The sequence below is a fragment of the Mycobacterium sp. 852002-51152_SCH6134967 genome, assembly GCF_001667105.1.
GTDB classification, from domain to species: Bacteria; Actinomycetota; Actinomycetes; order Mycobacteriales; family Mycobacteriaceae; genus Mycobacterium; species Mycobacterium neumannii_A.
Window position 1 is genome coordinate 218547 of sequence record NZ_LZIK01000063.1, and the last position, 20104, is coordinate 238650.

The 20104-nt window shown below is 67.5% G+C and carries 21 protein-coding genes; 6 read left to right on the forward strand and 15 right to left on the reverse strand.

The window, feature by feature from the left end; all coding sequences use genetic code 11:
* Positions 1-50: 50 nt before the first annotated feature.
* Positions 51-1526 carry an aldehyde dehydrogenase gene (locus A5790_RS19915; protein ID WP_066848074.1) on the forward strand — a complete coding sequence of 492 codons (1476 nt, stop codon included), beginning with the start codon at positions 51-53 and terminating at the stop codon, positions 1524-1526.
* On the opposite strand, the gene A5790_RS19920 is transcribed toward A5790_RS19915, so the two are convergent.
* Positions 1523-3358: an acyl-CoA dehydrogenase gene (locus A5790_RS19920; protein ID WP_066848077.1), complete on the reverse strand. Its 1836-nt coding sequence runs from the start codon at positions 3356-3358 to the stop codon at positions 1523-1525. The two genes, A5790_RS19915 and A5790_RS19920, sit on opposite strands and share 4 nt — an antisense overlap.
* Before the next feature lie 255 nt (positions 3359-3613).
* Here A5790_RS19920 and A5790_RS26415 point away from each other — a divergent pair, with 255 nt between their 5' ends.
* Complete coding sequence (locus tag A5790_RS26415; RefSeq protein ID WP_255361661.1) at positions 3614-3745, forward strand: hypothetical protein; 132 nt, start codon at positions 3614-3616, stop codon at positions 3743-3745.
* Between the two features lie 74 nt (positions 3746-3819).
* The gene (locus A5790_RS19925; RefSeq protein WP_066848371.1) at positions 3820-4392 is read left to right on the forward strand and encodes a TetR/AcrR family transcriptional regulator; all 573 of its coding nucleotides are present in this window, start codon (positions 3820-3822) and stop codon (positions 4390-4392) included.
* On the opposite strand, the gene A5790_RS19930 is transcribed toward A5790_RS19925, so the two are convergent.
* From A5790_RS19930 to A5790_RS19965, 8 genes are all read right to left on the reverse strand, one after another.
* Positions 4368-4910, reverse strand: a complete 543-nt coding sequence (locus A5790_RS19930; protein ID WP_066848081.1) for a dihydrofolate reductase family protein — start codon at positions 4908-4910, stop codon at positions 4368-4370. The genes A5790_RS19925 and A5790_RS19930 overlap by 25 nt on opposite strands.
* A gap of 1 nt (position 4911) precedes the next feature.
* Positions 4912-5829 carry a helix-turn-helix domain-containing protein gene (locus A5790_RS19935; RefSeq protein WP_066848373.1) on the reverse strand — a complete coding sequence of 306 codons (918 nt, stop codon included), beginning with the start codon at positions 5827-5829 and terminating at the stop codon, positions 4912-4914.
* A 55-nt stretch (positions 5830-5884) separates the two neighbouring features.
* A complete protein-coding gene (locus A5790_RS19940) occupies positions 5885-6730 on the reverse strand; it encodes an arylamine N-acetyltransferase (protein ID WP_066848084.1) in 846 nt (281 codons plus the stop codon).
* Positions 6731-6813: 83 nt separating this feature from the next.
* Positions 6814-7149: a hypothetical protein gene (locus tag A5790_RS19945; RefSeq protein WP_066848086.1), complete on the reverse strand. Its 336-nt coding sequence runs from the start codon at positions 7147-7149 to the stop codon at positions 6814-6816.
* A gap of 11 nt (positions 7150-7160) precedes the next feature.
* Positions 7161-7358, reverse strand: a complete 198-nt coding sequence (locus tag A5790_RS19950; protein WP_126315911.1) for a hypothetical protein — start codon at positions 7356-7358, stop codon at positions 7161-7163.
* Between the two features lie 46 nt (positions 7359-7404).
* A complete protein-coding gene (locus A5790_RS19955; RefSeq protein WP_064399987.1) occupies positions 7405-8187 on the reverse strand; it encodes a crotonase/enoyl-CoA hydratase family protein in 783 nt (260 codons plus the stop codon).
* Positions 8188-8208: 21 nt separating this feature from the next.
* Positions 8209-9690, reverse strand: a complete 1482-nt coding sequence (locus A5790_RS19960) for a protein kinase family protein (RefSeq protein ID WP_156656462.1) — start codon at positions 9688-9690, stop codon at positions 8209-8211.
* A 113-nt stretch (positions 9691-9803) separates the two neighbouring features.
* Positions 9804-11012, reverse strand: coding sequence for a protein kinase (locus A5790_RS19965; RefSeq protein WP_066848098.1), 1209 nt, complete (start codon positions 11010-11012; stop codon positions 9804-9806).
* Positions 11013-11120: 108 nt separating this feature from the next.
* Between A5790_RS19965 and A5790_RS19970 the strand changes: the two genes are divergently transcribed.
* Together A5790_RS19970 and A5790_RS19975 are read left to right on the forward strand one after the other, a co-directional pair.
* Positions 11121-11930 (forward strand): lysophospholipid acyltransferase family protein, encoded by an 810-nt coding sequence (locus tag A5790_RS19970; RefSeq protein ID WP_064399990.1) that lies wholly within the window; start codon positions 11121-11123, stop codon positions 11928-11930.
* A gap of 42 nt (positions 11931-11972) precedes the next feature.
* Positions 11973-13253: an alpha/beta hydrolase gene (locus A5790_RS19975; RefSeq protein WP_066848101.1), complete on the forward strand. Its 1281-nt coding sequence runs from the start codon at positions 11973-11975 to the stop codon at positions 13251-13253.
* Between the two features lie 20 nt (positions 13254-13273).
* Here the strand turns inward: A5790_RS19975 and A5790_RS19980 are convergent, their stop codons facing one another.
* Both A5790_RS19980 and A5790_RS19985 read right to left on the reverse strand, forming a co-directional pair.
* Positions 13274-14692 carry a wax ester/triacylglycerol synthase family O-acyltransferase gene (locus tag A5790_RS19980; protein WP_066848103.1) on the reverse strand — a complete coding sequence of 473 codons (1419 nt, stop codon included), beginning with the start codon at positions 14690-14692 and terminating at the stop codon, positions 13274-13276.
* A gap of 26 nt (positions 14693-14718) precedes the next feature.
* Positions 14719-15942, reverse strand: coding sequence for an alpha/beta hydrolase (locus A5790_RS19985; RefSeq protein ID WP_066848106.1), 1224 nt, complete (start codon positions 15940-15942; stop codon positions 14719-14721).
* 150 nt (positions 15943-16092) lie between these two features.
* On the opposite strand from A5790_RS19985, the gene A5790_RS19990 reads away from it, so the two are divergent.
* The gene (locus A5790_RS19990) at positions 16093-18261 is read left to right on the forward strand and encodes an acyl-CoA dehydrogenase (RefSeq protein WP_066848375.1); all 2169 of its coding nucleotides are present in this window, start codon (positions 16093-16095) and stop codon (positions 18259-18261) included.
* Here the strand turns inward: A5790_RS19990 and A5790_RS19995 are convergent, their stop codons facing one another.
* From A5790_RS19995 to A5790_RS20010, 4 genes are read right to left on the reverse strand one after another with little or no spacing between them, the layout of a single operon-like run.
* The gene (locus tag A5790_RS19995; RefSeq protein WP_066848109.1) at positions 18262-18696 is read right to left on the reverse strand and encodes a hypothetical protein; all 435 of its coding nucleotides are present in this window, start codon (positions 18694-18696) and stop codon (positions 18262-18264) included.
* Positions 18693-19337, reverse strand: coding sequence for a metalloregulator ArsR/SmtB family transcription factor (locus A5790_RS20000; RefSeq protein ID WP_066848378.1), 645 nt, complete (start codon positions 19335-19337; stop codon positions 18693-18695). Before A5790_RS20000 ends, A5790_RS19995 begins: the two co-directional genes overlap by 4 nt.
* Positions 19338-19351: 14 nt before the next feature.
* The gene (locus A5790_RS20005; protein WP_066848112.1) at positions 19352-19543 is read right to left on the reverse strand and encodes a ferredoxin; all 192 of its coding nucleotides are present in this window, start codon (positions 19541-19543) and stop codon (positions 19352-19354) included.
* A gap of 26 nt (positions 19544-19569) precedes the next feature.
* Positions 19570-20076, reverse strand: a complete 507-nt coding sequence (locus A5790_RS20010) for a hemerythrin domain-containing protein (RefSeq protein WP_231987846.1) — start codon at positions 20074-20076, stop codon at positions 19570-19572.
* Between the last annotated feature and the right edge of the window lie 28 nt (positions 20077-20104).

The following is a 20104-nucleotide window of genomic DNA, read 5'->3' on the forward strand; positions in this document are numbered from 1 at the left end:
CCGACTGCAACAGGTTCTACTTCGGCGGCTTCCTAGGTAGTGTGACGGTCATGACACAGAGCACCGCGTATCGCACCGAATGGGACCAGCTGTTCATCGGCGGCAAGTGGGTCGAGCCGGCCACCTCCGATGTGATCGAGGTGCACTCGCCCGCCACCGGCGAGTTGGTGGGCAAGGTGCCGCTGGCGTCGGCCGCCGATGTCGACGCGGCATGCGCCGCCGCCCGCAAGGCGTTCGACGAGGGCCCGTGGCCGCACAAGACGCCGCAGGAGCGGGCCGCGGTGCTGGCGGCGGCGGTCAAGCTGATGGAGGAGCGCGGCGACGAGCTGAAGTTCCTGCTGGCCGCCGAGACCGGCCAGCCGCAGACCATCGTCGACATGATGCAGTACGGCGCGGCGATGTCGTCGTTCCAGTACTATGCGGGCGCGGCCGACAAGTTCCCGTGGAAGGAGATCCGCGACGGCATCTACGGCCAGACCATGGTCGTGCGCGAACCGATCGGCGTGGTCGGCGCCGTCACCGCGTGGAACGTGCCGTTCTTCCTGGCCGCCAACAAGCTCGGCCCCGCACTGCTGGCCGGCTGCACCGTCGTGCTCAAGCCGGCCGCCGAGACACCGCTGTCGGTGTTCGCGATGGCCGAGATGTTCGCCGAGGCCGGTCTGCCCGAAGGGGTACTGTCGATCGTCCCCGGTGGCCCCGAGACCGGTCGCGCGCTGACCGCCAACGACCAGATCGACAAGTACACGTTCACCGGCAGCTCCGCGGTCGGCAAGGAGATCGCGAAGATCGCCGCCGAGAAGCTCAAGCCGTGCACGCTGGAGCTGGGTGGTAAGTCCGCCGCGATCATCCTCGAGGACGCCGACCTGGATTCCACCCTGCCGATGCTCGGGTTCTCGGGCGTGATGAACAGCGGGCAGGCCTGCGTCGCGCAGACGCGCATCCTCGCGCCCCGGTCGCGCTACGACGAGGTTGTGGAGAAGATCGCCAACTTCATCGGCGCGATGCCCGTCGGCCTGCCCGACGACCCGAACGCCGCGATCGGCCCGCTGATCTCCGAGAAGCAGCGCGACCGCGTCGAGTCCTACATCAAGAAGGGCGTCGACGAGGGAGCGCGCCTCGTCACCGGCGGTGGCCGCCCGGAGGGTTTGGACAACGGCTGGTTCGTGGAGCCGACCGTGTTCGCCGACGTCGACAACTCGATGACGATCGCCCAGGAGGAGATCTTCGGACCCGTGCTGGCGGTCATCCCCTACGAGACCGAAGAGGATGCGATCCGCATCGCCAACGATTCGGTGTACGGGCTCGCCGGCTCGGTGTGGACCACCGACAACAAGAAGGCGCTCGAGGTCGCGTCGAAGATCCGCACCGGCACCTACGCGGTCAACATGTACGCGTTCGATCCCGGCGCCCCGTTCGGCGGCTACAAGAACTCCGGCATCGGCCGCGAAAACGGTCCGGAGGGCATCGAGGCCTACGTCGAGCACAAGAGCGTGCTGCTGCCGTTCGGCTACACCCCCGAGGACTAGAACGCGTCTTCGGGCACGTCCATCGCGTCGAGGCCGATGGTCTCGATGATGCCGCGCGCAGAGGTCAACAGCGGCAGCATGTGCTCGGCGAAGAAGTTCGCCGCGGCGACCTTGCCGGTATAGAACGCCCGGTCGCCCGCGGAGACGTCGCCGTCCAGCGCGGCCAGCGCGATCTCGGCCTGGTGCAACAACAACCAGCCGATCACCAGGTCGCCGACCGCGAGCAGGAAGGGCACCGAGGCCAGGCCGATGCGGTACAGCTCGCGCGGGTTCTCCTGCGCCGAGACCAGGTATCCGGTCAGGGCCGCGACCATCGCCTGCACGTCCTGCAGCGCGGTGGCCAGCCGGGCGCGACCGTCGGCGAGCTCTGCACGCGCGAGGTCACTGCGGACGAACTCCTCGATCTGACCGGACAGGTGCGCCAGCGCGGCACCTTGATCGCGGGCGATCTTGCGGAAGAAGAAGTCCTGCGCCTGGATGGCGGTGGTGCCCTCGTACAGGGAGTCGATCTTGGCGTCGCGGATGTACTGCTCGATCGGATAGTCCTGCAGGAAACCCGAACCGCCGAACGTCTGTAGGGATTCGGTCAGGCACTGGTATGCCCGTTCCGACCCCACACCTTTGACGATCGGCAGCAGCAGATCGTTGACGCGGCCTGCCATCTCGGCGTCGGCTCCGGAGACGATCTGCGCGACGGGGGGATCCTGGTGGGCGGCGGTGTAGAGGTAGAGCGCGCGCAGCCCTTCGGCGTAGGACTTCTGCGTCAGCAGCGCCCGGCGCACATCCGGGTGGTGCAGGATCGTCACCCGCGGCGCGGTCTTGTCGGTCATTTGGGTCATGTCCGCGCCCTGCACCCGGGTCTTGGCATAGTCCAGCGCATTGAGGTAACCCGTCGACAACGTGGCGATCGCCTTGGTGCCCACCATCATTCGGGCGTACTCGATGACCTTGAACATCTGGGCGATGCCGTTGTGGGAGTCGTTGACCAGCCAGCCCACGGCGGGCACCCCGTGTTGACCGAAGGTCAGCTCGCACGTCGCCGACACCTTCAACCCCATCTTGTGCTCGACGTTGGTGACGAAGACGCCGTTGCGCTCGCCGAGTTCACCGGTCTCGGGGTCGAAGTGGAACTTCGGCACGATGAACAGGCTCAGACCCTTGGTGCCCGGTCCCGCGCCCTCGGGGCGGGCCAGCACGAGATGCACGATGTTCTCGAAGAGGTCGCCGGCGTCGCCGTTGGTGATGAACCTCTTCACCCCGTCGAGATGCCATGTGCCATCGGGCTGTTGGACGGCCTTGGTGCGGCCGGCGCCGACGTCGGAACCGGCGTCGGGTTCGGTGAGGACCATCGTCGCGCACCAGTCGCGCTCCACCATCAGCCCGGCCCAGTGTCGCTGCTGTTCGTTGCCGATGCCATAGAGGATGTCCGCCATCTTCGACCCGGCCTGATAGATGAACACCGCCGGATTGCCGCCGAGGACGAACTCGTTGATCGCCCACTCCACGGCGGCCGGTGCCGCCACCCCGCCGATGTCCTCGGCCATCCCGACGCGAAACCACTCGCCATGCTGCCAGGCCTTGAACGACTTCTTGAACGGCTCGGGCAGCGTCACCTCATGGGTGGCGGTATCGAATGTGGGAGGGTGCCGATCGGATTCGGCGAACGACTCGGCGAGCGGACCCTCGGCCTGCCGGGCGGCTTCGTCGAGCATCTGGCGCACCGAATCGCCGTCGAGCTCGCCGAACTCGCCGGTCGCCAGCGCCTTGTCGAGACCCAGCACCTCGAACAGGTTGAACTCGAGATCCCGCACGTTGCTTCTGTAGTGGCCCATCACGAGCGCCTTTCGTTCGCGTGGAGCCGAGCGTAGCCGCCCGAAGGCGCCGCGACCTGCACTTCAGCTCAGGTGCCTGACCACGATCGGATTATGGTATTTCCCATAATGTGGTCTGCGGCTCGGCAGGGTTGACGACGCTAGACAAGCCCGTCTAGCTGGGCCGATCCAAGCCAAAGCTGTGATGTGGAATACATTGATTGCTCCTTTGTGTTGACGGTTTTATGCTGTTCGTCATAGCCAGGGAGGCACCCGATGTGGGTCATTGAAGTCAACGTCGCCGGATACCGGTTCACCCATCGCGTGCACGACCGCCGGGTCTTCCGCTTCAGCCCCCGTACGTTCGGTTGGCGTCCGGCGCACCTGCGTCGCACGCCCGCAGCCTGATCGCCCCATTGGAGGTTGACCTGTCTTCCATCGGGACGAAGACCGCCAACAAGCGCGGTTCGACGCGCACCAAGATGCTGATCGCCGCGGTCGAGGTGTTACGGGAGCGCGGCGCGGCAGGCGTCACGATCGACGAAGTGCTCGCCCGGAGCGGCGCGCCACGCGGATCGGTTTACTACCACTTCCCGGCGGGCCGCAACCAGATCCTGCGCGAGGCGCTGAGCTACGCCGGTGACGCGATCACCAAGGAGATCGACGAGGCGGCTGCCAAGGGCGGAATGCACCTGGTCCGCAACTTCGTGGCGTTCTGGGAGGAACTGCTCGTCGAGAGCGACTTCGTGGCCGGCTGCCCGGTGGTGGCGGCGGCGATCGGATCGGCTGCCGAGGAACCGCAGTTGACCAGCGTGGCGGGCAGCATCTTCGGCCACTGGCGTGACGCGCTGACCCGTGCCTTCGTCTCCGACGGCTTCGACGAGTCCGACGCGGCCTCCCTTGCGATCACCTGCATCGCGGCGCTGGAGGGCGCAGTGGTGCTGTGCCGGTCGACCCGCTCGGCCAACCCGCTCCACGATGTCGCGCAGCAGGTCGAATTCCTGATCAGGTCAAGGGATTTCATCCGCCGCTACGGCGTGCCCGACCGCAACTGAGCCGAGCGCCATCGCGCGCAGACGAAGTCTCTGTTCACCGCCGCCTCGACCAGTTCCCATTCCGAACGGATCGGCAGCACCGGCGAACCCGCGCCGAGCGAGCACGGCGCGTAGCTGACGATCATCTCGTCGATGAGATCCGCCTCGACGAACTGTCGCGCGGCATCGCCGCCACCGACCACCCACACGTCCTTGTCCGCCGCGGCGGCGAGCAGTTCGGGATGCAGATCGGCGACGTCGCCGGCGAACGTTTGCACATCGTGTCCGCGCTCGACGATGTGCGGTCGCCGCGTCAACACCCAGGACGGTTGCTCGTACATCCAGTCACCGGGCTGGTTGCGCACGATCCATTCGTAGGTCGCCGAACCCATCACCACGGCGCCGATCGTGGCGATGAACTCGTCGTAGTGGAACGGTCCGTCCCGGTCGATGTCGCGCGATGTCAGCCAGTCCAGGCTGTCGTGTTCGTCGACGATGAAACCGTCCAAGCTGGCCGCCGTGTAGTAGACCGTCGCCAAGTCAGTTGCTCCTCATCCACTCCAACGGATCGCCCATGCGGACGTCGATCCCGTGGTGGGCCAGCATTCCTCGGGCCAGTCCGCGCCGGTGGGCTGCGTACTCCAACACGTGGGCGACGATGCCGTACAGCTGAAACGATTCGGGCGGATCGCACAGCGCGTCGATGACGGTGTCCCCCATCCGACCGTCGGCGGCGTACTCGGAAACCATTGCCGTCCAGCGCTTTGCGATATCGTCGTGATGTCGGGCCAGCTGCGCGGCGGTGGTCGTTTCTCCTCGGGTGGCCGAGCGGTCAGGAAAGTCGCGTCCTTCGATCGTGGCCAGCCACACCTGCTTGGTCCAGACGATCGCACCGAGCACCGCTCCGACGCTGGGTTCGGGACCGTCCCAGTCGAGGACCACCTGCCCAGGCGAAATCTCCTCTTGCCACTGCTCTTTCGTCAGGTTGCGCGCGCAGTCGATCAGATACGCGGTGTCGGCGACGTCGTGCGCCACCATCAGTTGGGAGATGTCGGGCTCCTTCGCGTCCCCGGCGTTGTCGAGCCACAGCGAGTGCGGCGGGTGGAAGTGAAGGCCGTTGGGCGCGGTCACCCGGAACTCGACGTCAGCGGCCCTCGACGGCGGCACACCGAAGGTGCGTCGGAAGGCGCGCGAGAACACCTCGACCGACGACCAGCCTTCGTCGGCCGCGACGGCAGTCACGCGCTCACCCTGCTGCAGTCGCCACGCTGCGCGTTCGAGCATGATGCGGCGGCGCATCGCCGCGGGCGACTCGCCGGTCAGGCGGCGCACTTCCCGCGAGAAGTGGAATTCGGAGGCGTGCGTGCTGCGGGCCATGCGGTCCACCCCGCTGTTGTCGGCAGCGACGACCGCGTCGAGCAGTTCGCGCAGGCGGTCGCGGCGCGCTTCGGTGGTCACGATCACCGAGTATGGTCGCGCCGCGGGCGTAAGAACATGACGATTCCTGCTGCGTTCAGCTGTCCAGCACCTCGTGCACCCGGGCTTCGATGTCGCGGTGGTCACCGAGGTCGGTCAGGTCGATCCCGAAGCGGCCGGTCAGTTCGGCGAGGACGTCGGCGGCGGTGTCGAGGCGCACTCGTTCGGTGTCTCCCCCGCTGTGGATGGCCAGGTTACGGCCGCGCAGGTTCCACCGCGCGTCGTCGGTGACCAGCGCCACCGACAGACCGGTGACAAATCCCGACTCGGGAAACGTTGACACGTACCAACTTCCGACTTGCAGATCGATCTGCGGCCGCGGGCGGGTGTCGAACATGTACAGCGGCTGCCACTCCCCGCGGATCTCGGCCTCCAGCAGGTAACCCTCGTCGTGGTCGCGCAGCCGGTATGGCTCGTGGCGCGTCGCCTGCACTAGACCGGCGTGGAGTCGGATTGGTGAGGACAGCGTCTGTCCACCGAACCCGACGTCGACCAACCACGGTCCGTCTTCTGCCGGGATGTGCACCGACAGCACCTGATGCGTCTGCGCGGGCAGCGCACCCGACTGGTTCATCCACACGACCCGGCCCGCGAGCCGTTGCACACCGTAGCCCAGCGCCTCGAGCACGTACCCCATCAAGCCGTTGTGCTCGTAGCAGTATCCGCCGCGGCGACGGCGCACGAGCTTGCGGGCCAGCGCGCCCGCGCTGAGATCGACGACCGGGATACCCAGGAGCGGATCGAGGTTCTCGAACGGGATCGACCGGTTGTGCGCCGCCACCAGGGCGCGCAGTGTGGACAGCGTCGGCTCCGTCGAGCCGGTGTAGCCGATCCGGTCCAGATAGGCCGCCACGTCGAGCGCGGCCGTCACGTCGGTTGCCATGCCCACATCTTGCGACCTCAACGGCCGTTCAGGTCAACCGTTGCCGCGCGGCGGCGAGACTCCGCGCGGCAGCGCGGCCGAACCTACGGCTTGCCGCGGGCCGGCGTCTGATTCGCGACGCCGTGCCGAAGCGGGGTGTTGGCCTGCGCGGCCGTCGACTCCTGCACGGGCGAACCGCCCGCCGTACCGCTCACCTCGGGCGCGTTGCTCGGGTCACCGGACGACGGCTCGGCGCCATGGGTCAACTCCTTGAGCCGCGCGTGCAGCACCTCGAGCACCGGGATGCGGTTGCCGTGCGCGGTCTCGTGGTCGAACACCGCCCGCAGCGCGGGCTCGTCGAGCGCGCGGATGCGGTGCCGCAGCTCGGTCAACGGCAGCTGGTCGTAGTCGGTGATCGGCAGGTCGTCGCTCTGCGCCATGCGCTGTCTCCTTACAGGTGAGGTAGGCCGTCGGCCGGCGAGGGGATCGCTGTCCCCGACCCGTCGGCGCGTCCGCGATAACGGGCGATCACCGCGGCGACCGCTCCGATACCGGCGAGCGCCAGCGTCGGCCACATCGCGGCCTGCACCAACCACACTCGTCGCTGCACCTTGAAGATGCGCTTCTGCGCGTTCCGCGCTCGGGACAACGTTTCCACGTCTAACGGTTGCCCCGGGCGGCGGTTATGAAACCCGTTACGTTCCCGTCCACTTCGGCGCCCGCTTCTCGGCGAACGCGATCGCGCCTTCCTTGGCGTCGTTGGACATGAAGACCGGTCCGAAGATCTCGACCTGCTTCTTCCACATCTCCTGGGAGTTCCAGTCGCGCGACTCGACGATGATCCGCTTGGTCGCGGCCACCGCGAGCGGACCATTGGCGGTGATCTTCTCGGCGAAGGCGATCGCCGCCTCCAACGCCTGACCCGGTTCGGCGAGGACGTTGACCATGCCGAGGTCGTGGGCGCGCTGCGCGGACAGGCTCTCACCGGTCAACGCCAGTTCCATCGCGAGGCCGTAGGGAAGCCGCTGCGGCAACCGCAGCAGTCCGCCGCCGCCGGCGACCAGCCCGCGCTTGACCTCGGGAATGCCGAACGCGGATTCCTTCGACGCCACGATCAGGTCGGTGGCCAGCGCGAGCTCGCAGCCACCGGCGAGACAGTAGCCCTCCACCGCGGCGATGAGCGGCTTGGCGGGCGGGCGCTCGGTGAAGCCCAGGCCGCGGCCCTCGATGGCCACGTTCTCGCCGCGCGCGAACGCCTTGAGGTCCATGCCCGCGCTGAACGAGCCGCCGGCTCCGGTCAGGATGCCCACCGACAGGCCGGCGTCGCCGTCGAGTCGGTCCATGGCGTCGGCAAGGCCGCGGCTGACGTCGGCGTTCACCGCGTTGCGGGCCTGCGGGCGGTTGATGGTGATGATCAGGATGCGGTCGCGCTGTTCGACAAGGACGACGGGTTCAGTGTTGTCACTCACGCGGCTGATCGTAACGGTCCGCGGATGAGATCATGCGGGCGCAGCGGGCGCGTGCACGCCGACCTCGGCGATCGCCGCGCGGTTCTGACCGTCGGCGGCGCCCAACTTCGTAATCCACACCACCACCCGCGCGACGGGCCGCGGATCCGTCACGGGAATCCTCGTCACGCCGGGCTCCACGGGTGTGGCGGGCGTGAGCTCGAAGGTGTCGGTCAGCGCCTTCGGGTCCTCGGGCTTGTCGGTGCCCCGTACCTGGATCAGCGAGCCCGCGCTGTTCTGGTCGATTGTGACCGCGGTGATCGGCGTGGGTTCGCGCAACGAGATGAGCAGGCCCACGCCGGGTTTGAATTTCGGAAACGGATCGGCGTCGTAGTAGCGGTCGGTCGACCAGGACGTCTCGGGCTTGGCGTCGATCGCCAATCCGGCATCGCCGGGGCTGTCCGGAGATCCGTCGGGGGAGAAGACGGTCGCCGCCTCCAACGGGATGCGGTCGCCGGGAGCCAGTCCGCGCACGGTCTTGGTCTGCTCGGGCGGTGGGGGCGCCGCGGTCGTCGTCGGCACCAGCCCGAGCTTGTCCGCGTCCATCGCGACGTTGTCGTCGTTGGTCTCCAGCAGACCGTTGAGCGAGGACCCCAGCGCCAGCATCCCCACCGCAACGATGGCCGCGGCGGCACCGAGGCCCGTGCGCAGGATGGCGCGGCGGGCCGCCTCCTTCTGTTCCTGGGGTCCGAAGTTGCGGAATTCGGCATAGCGTCCGGACTTGACAGCCGGCAGGGGCGGCATCACTCGGTGAGTCGACTCCATGTCAGACGCCGCAGCCTGCTCCAGCAATGTGAGAAGCGTTGCGGCGCTGTTAATTCCACCATTGTCCCGCAGGAGCGCCGAGGTTGTCGTGGAGATCAGGAAGGGGATCCGGGGATCGACTTCGGCCGGCTCCTCGGGTTGGGCCACACCGTCCGGCCACTGGCCGAGCAGCAGCGTGCACAGGACGCAGCCGATCCCTCGGAGATCGGTCTGCGCGGTGGCCTCGGGAAGGATGGCGGGAAATGCCAGCGCCACGTGTCCGTCGGCACCCACCCGCAACCGCGCGGGATCGTCGACCGACAGCACGAGGCCCGCACGGTGTGCCGCCTCGGCGGCCGCGGCCAACGCTCGCGTCATGGCGGCGACGGACTCCGGCGCCTGCCCCTCGTCTGCGACCTCACGGAGGCTCTGCCCGGGAAGCCAGTCGGACGCCACGACACCGAAGGCTCCCGTATGCATCACCTCGAGCACCGGCGCGATACCCGCTGTGTCGAGGCCACGAAGCCGGATGGTGCGCGCGAGGATCTCGTGGACGAACTCGTCGGGCAATTCGTGCGCAACATCGACGACGGTCAGCGCGACATGCTGGCCCGAGGCGATGTCGAGCGCCTGCCAGAATTCCAGCAGCGGGTGGCTGCCGTGTGCGGCGAGCAGCCGATAACGGCCCCCGATCGCCATGCCGGGGATCAGTCGTTGACTTGTCGCCATCGCTCCGAACTTGCTCAACGGTCGCGGTCCGCCCGTCCGCTGCGGTGCGGAGGGGACCCGAGCCGACCCGATTGTCGACGGTGGATAGCCGCGGGGTGCGATGCCTAAACGCGTCAGTCGCCCTTCTTGCCGTTCCCGTTGCCCCGTCCGTTGCCATTGCCCGGGCCGCCCTTCTTCGGCGGCTTGGGCGGTTCGGGCTGCTCGAAGACGGGCGCCGGTGGCGGCAGCGGCGCGGCGCTGGTGGTCGGCGGGGGCGGTGGCGGCTGCGCCGGGGTGCTGGTGCTGACCTGTTGCGGCGGCTGCGTGGTCGACGACGGGTCGAGCGCCAAGGCGAGGCCGGCGACGACCAACGCGACGAACCCCGCGGCCGCGATCAGAAGCTTGCGCTCACGGCTCATCGGCCGCCGCCGCGGTGCGGGAGCGACGAAGTAGTTGGCGGAGGGCGCCAGCGGTTCGGCGAGGATCTTCGTGGCGGGTCGTGGCGCCGCTGCGGGTGCCGGTCCCATCATCGAGGGCGCGCCCATCAGCGCGGCGCGCATGTGCTCGGCGCTGGTGAACCGCTGGCTCGCGTCTCGGGCCATCGCCCGGTCGATCGTCGCGGCCAGCGCCGGGTCGATGTCGGGACGCACCACGCTGATCGGAGGCGGCGGTGCATCGAGGATGGCGTGCAGCAGGGCAGCGGGATTCTCCTGCGGGAACGGCCGCCGCCCGGTCAACGCCTCATAACCCATCACGCCAACGGCGTAGAGGTCGTCGGCGACCGAGGCCGGTGCGCCGGCGACCCGCTCCGGGCTCATGTAGGCCATCGTGCCGACGATCTGGCCGGTCGCGGTGAGCGCGGAGCCCGCCGTCTTGGCGATGCCGAAGTCGGCGACCTTCATCGCACCGCTGTTCGGCGCGATCAGCACGTTGCCCGGCTTGATGTCACGGTGGACGATGCCCGCCGCATGCGCGCAGCCCAGCGCGCCGAGCACGTCGTGCAGCATCGAGCGGACACGCGGTGGCGGCATCGGCCCCGTCTCGATCTCGTCCTGCAGCGTCCGTCCCGGCAGGCGCTCCATGACGATGAATGGGCTGCCGTCATGCTCGCCGCTGTCGTGCACCGACACGATGTTGGGGTGGTTCAGCCCCGCGGCGGCGCGGGCCTCCTCCTCGAACCGTCGCCGCATATCGGTGTCGGCGGTGAACGCCGGATAGAGCAGCTTGATCGCCACCGGCCGGTGCAGCCGGGTGTCCCAGCCGTCGTGGACCTCGGCCATCCCGCCGCGACCGAGTACACCTCGTAGTTCGTAGCGGTCCGCAAGTAGGTCGCGGCCGTCCATGCGGATAAGGTAGCCGCACCCCCTTGAGCGCAAACGCTCGCCGTTTGTCCTGCACAGGGGCGCTCCGCTAAACTAGAACACGTTTCAGTTCCGATCAGAGGGGGTGCGGTGGCCACCGGAGACGCCGAGCCGTCGCAGCTCACAAAATGGGACCCGGGCCTGACCGAGCGCTTCTTCGCCGTCACCCGCCCGCTCCTCAAGCGCTACTTCCGCTCCGAGGTGCGCGGACTCGAGAACATCCCCGCGGGCGGTGCGCTGTTGGTGTCAAACCACTCCGGCGGCATGCTGCCGATGGACGTGCCGATCCTGGCGGCGGACTTCTACGAGCATCACGGCTACGACCGGCCGATCTACACGCTCAGCCACGACATGCTGATGGTCGGACCGACCGGTGAGTTCTTCCGCAAGATCGGCTACATCAGCGCCAACCACGAGAATGCCGACCGGGCACTGCGCTCCGGCGGTCTGGTCGTGGTGTTCCCCGGCGGTGACTACGACGTGTACCGGCCAACGTTTTCGGAGAACGTCATCGACTTCGGCGGGCGAACCGGCTACATCAAGGCCGCCCTCAACGCGGGTGTCCCGATCGTCCCGACCGTCGGTATCGGCGGCCAGGAGACCCAGATCTTCCTGTCGCGCGGCACCTGGTTGGCCGAGCGTCTCGGCCCGATCGCGCGCCTGGCGCGCACCAAGATCCTGCCGGTCTCATTCGGCTTCCCGTTCGGCCTGTCACTGGTGGTGCCGCCCAACATCCCGCTGCCGTCGAAGATCGTCATGCAGGTGTTGCCGCCGATCGACATCGTCGCCGAGTTCGGCGAGGACCCCGACATCGACGAGGTCGACGCCCACGTCCGCCGGGTGATGCAGCGCGCCCTCGACGAGCTGGCCACCGAGCGCCGCCTCCCGATCCTCGGCTGAGACTTGTTTTGGACAGCCGTCTGGGGGATATGACGGACCTCGATGACTAGACGCCGTTTTCCGCTGCTGCGCGCGGCAGCCGAACTCGCCAATGCCGCCAACGGTGTGCAGCCGCTCGGGCGCGAGGGCTACATCACGCTGCCGGTGTTCGCATTCGGCTGGCCGACGACCGAGGCCGCGCCGCTGTACCTGACCGGTTCGGTGCTGGACGCCATACGGCGCGGCCTGCGTGGTGACTTCCGCGGTGCGCCCGGCCGTATCGCGTTGGCGCTCACCGCGATCGCATGGGCGTTGCTCGGCCTGATCATGTACCGCAACGTGACGTCGAAGCGCTATTTCGAGGAACCGCTGCGTGAGGCACTCGGCGACGACTACAAGCAGGTGGCCTCGTCGTCGCAGCCCGGCAGGCGGCGTCGGCTCGCAAACGTCGGCGTTCCCCCGAACGAACTGCTGCGCCGCCGCTACGTCGAGCGGGCCAACACCGTCCAGTACGGCCCGCACGGCCGGGTCAACCGCGCCGACATCTGGCGGCGTGCCGACCTGCCGCGCGACGGCAAGGCGCCGGTGCTGCTGCAGGTGCCGGGGGGTGCGTGGGCGATCGGCATGCGCAGGCCGCAGGCCTATCCCCTGCTCAGCTACATGGCCGAGCGGGGCTGGGTGTGCGTCTCGATCGACTACCGCGTCAGTCCGCGGCACACCTGGCCCGCGCACATCATCGACGTCAAACGGGCCCTGGCCTGGATCAAGGAGAACATCGCCGACTACGGCGGTGATCCCGACTTCGTCGCGATCACCGGCGGCTCGGCGGGAGGGCACCTGTCCTCGCTGACCGCGCTGACGCCGGATGATCCGCAGTGGCAGCCGGGCTTCGAGGACACCGACACGTCGGTGGCGGCCGCGGTCCCGATCTACGGACGCTACGACTGGGTGTCGGCACGAGGCTCCGGCCGTAAGGAGTTCATCGGTTTCCTGCAGAAGTTCGTCGTGAAAAAGCCCATCAGCGAGAACAAGCAGACCTATGTCGACGCCTCCCCGATCATGCGGGTGCGTCGCGACGCCCCACCGTTTTTCGTGCTTCACGGTCAGGACGACTCCATCATTCCGGTGCAGGAGGGACGCGATTTCGTCGAGGCGCTTCGCAAGGTGTCGACGTCCACCGTGGCCTACGCCGAAATCCCGCACGCCCAGCATGCATTCGACTTCTACGGGTCACCACGGGCGCACTACACGGCGCAGGCCGTCGAACGTTTCCTGTCCTGGGTGCACGCGCAGCGCCACGCGCCGAGCGGTCAACTGCCGCAGGCTGAATCCGCGGGTGCGTAGAAGTCTGAGCGGAAGCCGTCCTACTGCGCCATGGCGGACTCGACCACCGTCAGTTCACTCGAAAGCCCTGCGGCCCCGCGGATCTCGATGAATGCGGCGATCATCGCGTCGGTCAACTCGTGCGGGTCCTCGAGCGTCGCGCCGTCGGACAGCACCGAGATGTTGAGTTGGTCGACGTAGCTCCACACCGTGATGTTCAACCCGCTGCCGGTGGTCAGCGGTCCGACGGAGTAGATCTCGGTGACCAGCGCGCCGCCCACGCGACCGGGTTGCCGCGGACCGGGCACGTTGGAGATCGGCAGGTTCAACACTTTGTTCTGGCCGTCTTTTTCGGCCAGCCAGGAAAACAGCCGCTCGGCAGGGCGCGGCGGGAAGTACGCCGACCACCGGCTCACCAGCTCCGGGCCCATCAGGTGATGCGTTTCCTTGGCCTCCACCGCGGCGTCGTGCACCGCCTGGACCCGCTGCAGCGGATCCTCGAGCTGGATGGGGACCGTCATCATCACACCGGTGAAGTAGTTGCCAGAGATCCGATCCGGTGAGAAGTCGAAACTGACTGGGACGGAAGCCAACAGCGGATGGTCGGCCTGACCGTCGTACTTCAGGGAGAGTTCCCGCAACGCGCCCGCCGAGATCGCGAGCACCATGTCGTTGATGGTGACGCCCAGATGCTTGGCCGTCTCCTTGACGTCGGCGAGCGCCAGGGTGGCGGTGGCGAACTTGCGTTGCGCGTCGACGCGGTGATTCATGAACGACGGCGGCGGCGTGAACGGCCGGGTGAGTTCGGGTGAGAGTTTCTTCGCGCTCTTGCGCACGCGTTGCAGACCCTGCGCCGTATAGCGCATGACGCTCGGTAGCCGGCCGATTTGGCGCATGTGGTCGGCGAACGCGGTCCGCACCAACTCCGCCTTGCCCGGCGGCGGATCCGTTGCGTACGAGTCACGCTCGGCTTGCGGGCCTAGCTGCAGATCCATCCCGCGGGCCAAAAGATTCGCCGACGCGACCCCGTCGGCGAGGGCGTGGTGGATCTTGCCGAGCACCGCGATTCGTCCGTTGGCCAGACCCTCGATGAAATACATCTCCCACAGCGGCCTGCTGCGGTCCAGCGGCGTGCTGGCGATCTGGCCGATTGCTTCGTCGAGTTGCCTGCGACCGCCTGGGCTGTCCACCCGCCAGTGCCGCACGTGGTACTCGAGGTCGACTTCGCAGTTCTCCCGCCACATCGGGTGGTGGAACTTGAATGGGATGTCGACGAGCTCGTATCGGAACGGGTCGAGTTTGTAGAGCCGCCCGTGGATGACGCGGCGGAACTCCTCGATGCCGAAGGGACGGTCACCCAACTCGGAGAGGTCGATCACCGCCAGCTTGAGCGTGTGCATATGCACCGTCGGAGTTTCGCTGTACAGCAGGATCGCGTCCCAGCCGCTGAGCCTTCTCACGTCGCGACCCCTCCCTCCGGAGGAGCCTATATAACCTCTTTAGCCCCCACCAGCGTCCGGTTTCGGTGAATCTGGTTCAGGAACAATCCTATTGCCATCGCGGCCGAGCCGGTCCTGGCCCCGTCGGTCATGTCGAACGCGTGCCCGGCGCCGGGCAGTTCGACGTAACTGACCACCGACCGGGACACCGCGCGCAGCCGTTCGACGAACGAACGGGCCTGCGCCACCGGGATGACACTGTCGCCGGTGCCGTGGACGATCAGGAACGGCGGTGCCTCGGGATGCACCTGGGCGATCGGGGACGCCTTGCGGTAGACGTCCGGACGCTTGGTGAGTTTGTGTCCAACGACGACGCGCTCGAGGAAGTCCACGAAGCGCACCCGCTCGACGGTGGACTTGTCCTCCCAGTCGTAGCGACCGTAGATGCCCACCACCGCGTCCACCGACGTGTCGGAGCCTTCCGGCAGCTCGGCCTGCAGCTCCGGATCGTTGGCGGTGAGTCCTGCCAGCGCTGAGAGGTGACCGCCCGCCGACGTGCCCGCGACCGCCACGAAGTCACGGTCGCCGCCGAACTTGTCGACGTTGGCGCGGGCCCACGCAATGGCGGTCTTCACGTCGTGGATATGGGCCGGCCACCGGTGGTGCGGCGCCACCCGGTAGTCGATCGACAGGCACACCCAGCCCTTCTCGGCGAGGTGGGACATCAATGCGTACCCCTGCAGGATCCGGTTGCCGTGCACCCACGCCCCGCCCGGCACGAAGATCAGCACCGGCGCCGGCTCGGCGGGCAACTCCTTGGGCCGCCACACGTCGAGCAGTTGTGAAGACCGGGGCCCGTACTGCACCGAGGTGCGGTACACGCTGCGCCGATGCTCCCGCAGCTTCCACAACGGCGGCGCCGACTCCGGCGCAGGCCAGTCGACGGCGAGGTCCTTGGCGTTGACCACACCGCGCAGCGCGGCCTCGGTGACAGCGTTGGTGCTGTCGCGCTCGGACTGCCTTAACTCGGCATCGCCCGGGCTAAGCCACGATTTGACCGTCGAACCCAGGAAATCGGGCAGGTGACGGAAACCCCATACGCCGACCGCGGTCACAGTGCCCAACGGTTCCAGGTGCTTTCCGATGACGGGCAGCGAAGCCGCGGCCACGCTCGTCGCCAGCATGTAATCCGACGGGCCGGCGTTCAGCAACCATCGCGCACGTGTCCAGAACGTCGGACCTGGGTACCGGGCATCCGGTCGCACCGCCATTGCGCGACTGTACCGCGGGGCATGTTCGGCACATGTCATCTTTTCGAAGTGTCTACCGGAGACATTTCGGGATCTCGGTCGCCTATACCGTGACCTGCGCAGATGGTCTAGCGTGACTTGCCGACCGTCAACTTCGCAGAGGACTTTCACGTGAGTAAGTCAGCGCTCGCCATCACAGAAGAGCACGTCGACCTGGCCGATGCGGCAATCGGCCAGCTCAACCGTGTCAACAGCCGGGCGGCCGCCCGATCGACGCTTCAGGGCGGTTCGTCGCATCCCGCCGAGATCTGGTCGGCCTCGGCGGGCCTGGGATGGACCGGGCTGGCCATTGCCGAGGAACACGGCGGGTCCGGCTTCGGGCTCGCGGAGTTGGCGGTGGTGCTCGAAGCCCAGGGACGCGAACTGTGCCCTGGCCCGTTCCTGCCCACCGTGGCCGCGGCTGTGGTGATCGACCGGTGTGCCTCCGAAGCGGCTCGCGCACAACTGCTTCCGGGTCTCGCCGACGGCAGCACAGTCGGTGCACTCGCGGTCTCGGGCAATGTGACGGTCGGATCCGACCTGGTCGTGACCGGTGAGAGTCCCGCGGTGCTGGGTGCGCCGGACGCGAACCTGCTGGTCGTCGTCGCCGGTGAGGACGTCGTCGTCATCGATTCTGTCGCCGAGGGCGTCACGATCAGCCCGCTCGAATCGATGGACACCTCGCGCAGCCTCGGCTCGGTCGCGCTGAGCGGTGTGACGGTCACCGAGGAACGACTGCTTCGCGGTGCGGCACGCAAGGCGCACACGGTCTTTCGCATCCTCGCGTCGGCCGAGGCGGTCGGTGTCAGCTGGGCCAGCATGGAGATGGCCGTCGAATACGCCAAGGTCCGTGAGCAGTTCGGCCGAACGATCGGGACATTCCAGGCCGTCAAGCACCACGCGGCCAATATGCTCGTCGACGCTGAGGTGACGACCGCCGCGACGTGGGATGCCGCCCGCGCCGACGACCTGGACAGCGCGTCGTTCGCCGCCGCAGTCGCCGCATCGCACGCCATCCGAACACAGGTCTTCAACGCAGAGACCAACATTCAGCTACACGGCGGGATCGGCTTCACCTGGGAGCACGATGCCCACCTGTATCTGCGGCGCGCAAGGACGCTCGCGGCGTTGATGGCCGAGGCCGGCGATCCGCTGCTCGACGTCGTCGAAGCTCAGCGCAGTGGCCAGGCGCGCGGTGCGACGTTCACGCTGCCGCCGGAAGCCGAACAGTTCCGCGAGCAGGCGCGAGAGGCCGTCGCCACGCTGCATTCCCTGCCCGCCGACCAGCAGCGCGACTTCCTCGTCGACTCCGGCTACCTGGTGCCGCACTGGCCCAAACCGTGGGGACGCGCCGCCGACGTGCTCGAACAACTGGTCATCGAGGAGGAGTTCGCCGACGTCGAACGGCCCGACCTGGGCATCACCGGCTGGGTGACGCTGACCATCGCCCAGGCGGGCACCGACGACCAACGGGAACGCTGGGTCGAACCGGTGCTGCGCGGCGAGGTGATGTGGTGTCAGCTGTTCTCCGAACCCGGCGCGGGCTCGGATGCCGCGGCCGTGCGGACGTCGGCCAAGAAGGTCGACGGCGGCTGGCGGGTGACCGGCCAGAAGGTGTGGACCAGCCTGGCCCACCAGTGCCAGTGGGGCCTAGCCACTGTGCGCACCGACCCCGACGCCCCCAAGCACGCCGGCGTGACGATGATGGCCATCGACATGAAAGCGCCTGGGGTGACGGTCAATCCGCTTCGCGGGCTGACCGGCCACGCACATTTCAACGAGGTGTTCTTCGACGACGTCTTCGTCCCTGACGCCGACGTGGTCGGCGACGTGAACAAGGGTTGGCTGGTGGCCCGCGCGACGCTGGGCAACGAGCGCATCTCGATCGGCGGCGGTTCGGGCGGCACCACCGGGTTCACCGCCACCGATCTGGTGAAGCTGCTCGACAATGCGTCTCCCGAGAAGCGCACGACGTATCTGCGGCGGGCCGGCGAGGTGATCGCCGAGACGCACACGTTGCGGCTGTTGAACCTGCGGCGGGTGACCCGCGCGATCGCGGGTTCGGACCCCGGCCCGGAGGGCAACGTCACCAAACTCCTGGTGGCCGAATCGGGGCAGCGGATGACCGAATTGGCCATGGAGCTGGCCGGTTCCGCGGCCGTCGTCGGGCAGACCCCGACGCTGACGCTGGCTTACCTCGGCAACCGGGCCATGACGATCGCCGGAGGCACCTCGGAGATCACCCGCAATACGATCGCCGAGCGCATCCTCGGCCTACCGCGAGACCCGTTGCTGAAATAGTCAGGCCAGCAACGTGATTCCGCCGACAATCAGCGCGACAACCTTCACGGCCTCCAGGGCGACGTAGACGTAGTGGATGCGTGACCGCCCTGCCGGGGTCGTTCCCGCCGGCGCCGACAGGACGGCATCGGAGCGCCGGTTCAATGCGGGACGGACCGCGATCAACTGAACAGCCAACGCGACAATGGCTGCGCCGAGGGCGACGGTGGCACCGGTCGACGGTCGGTCCATCACGATGATGATCACCATGACCACAGCCAGCGCGGCCTCGATGCTGTTGAGCGCGCGGAACACCAACCGGCCGATGCCGAGTCCGATCTGTAGGGACACCCCCGGCGCCCGGAACTTCAGCGGGGCCTCGATGAACGAGATCGCGAGCACCATGCCGAGCCAGACGAACGCGAGCGCGGTTGCGATGGAGTGTGCAGCGGTCATGAGACTCTCCTTCTCGGTGTCAGATTCGCGATACAGAGACCGGGCTCGGCGAACGGGACCAGTGCTTCCACGGTGACCGGCGCATCCCAGGCCGCCAGCGCCCCTTGCATCAGACCGAGATGCACGGGACAGATGATGTCGCGGTGGGTGTCCGCCAGGTCGAGGAACGGGCAATTGTGCAATCCGATCTCATCAAGATCGTCGTTGCGCGAGCGCTTTTGCGGGGCGAATCCCATTTCGGCAAGGAGACTCGTGAGGCGCTCGAAGGCCTGATCCCGGTCCAGCGGCTGAACGGCGCCGTTGGTGGCAGCCTCTTTCTTCGCCCATGCTTGGCCGGCAGCGACCGCACGTCGTTGCGGGTCGTTCTGGCGCGCCAATGCATCGGCGAGCACCCCGGCCAGCACGCGGTAGTCGCGGGGGCCGTCCGGGTCCATACCCGTTGTCGCGCGGAACATCAGCGGGGGCCGGCCCGGTTTCGTGCGGCTGGGCTTGATCATCTCGACCCGGCCGCGCTCGAGCAAGGCCTCCAGATGGAAGCGCGCGGTGTTGGGATGGATCGACAACCGCGCGGCCACGTCGAGCACGCTCAAGGGCGTCCCCGCGGCCCGCAGCGCCGCCAGTACCTCATCGCGTCGTGTCATCGACCGGAAGGTCCTCAGTCGTGGCGGGTGATCGCCGCGCGCGGGCATTCGTCGACGGCCTTGGCCGCGTGCGCCTCGAACTCGGGCGGTACCGGGTCGGCGATCACCACCGCGTAATCGTCGTCGTCGAGTTCGAACACTTCGGGCGCATATTTCACGCAGAACGCATTGCCCTCACACCGATCGCGATCCACTACGACACGCATGACGCCTCCTTGACTTGATCAGCAGTTCAGTTCTCATCGGCCGGACCGGACATTGCGCCCACAACACTGGCGTGCCGGCAGACCCATCCCCCGGGAGCGCGGCCCGATTCGACGGACCGAGTCAACTCCGCGCGCATATGCGCGGTGAGATCAATGTCTATGTGCGGGTAGATAATTGGCTCTTCTTTAGAGTTGTGCTCGTGCAACTGATCCAGCAGTACGCCGCAGGCCGCCTCGATCCGGTCGGTGTCAGACGCTACGAGCAGGCCGTCCAATGTGTCCATGGTCCGCCACAATTGGCCGTGCTCACGCATCATCACGAAGATCGGCATCACCATCCCGGCCTCACGGATCGGCGGGAACACGATGACCTCTTCGAGGTAGATGTGGCGGCGCAGCTTGTCCAGCGCCCAGGTGAGCACTTCGGTTTCGAGGACGCCGGCCCGAAGCTTGCCCACGAAGTCCTCGATCGCGCGGTCGATCTCGCGGTGTTCATGCTCCAGTGCGACATAAGGGGCTGACTTGTGCGTCACGGCGTCTCCTACCACGAGCTGCCGTTAG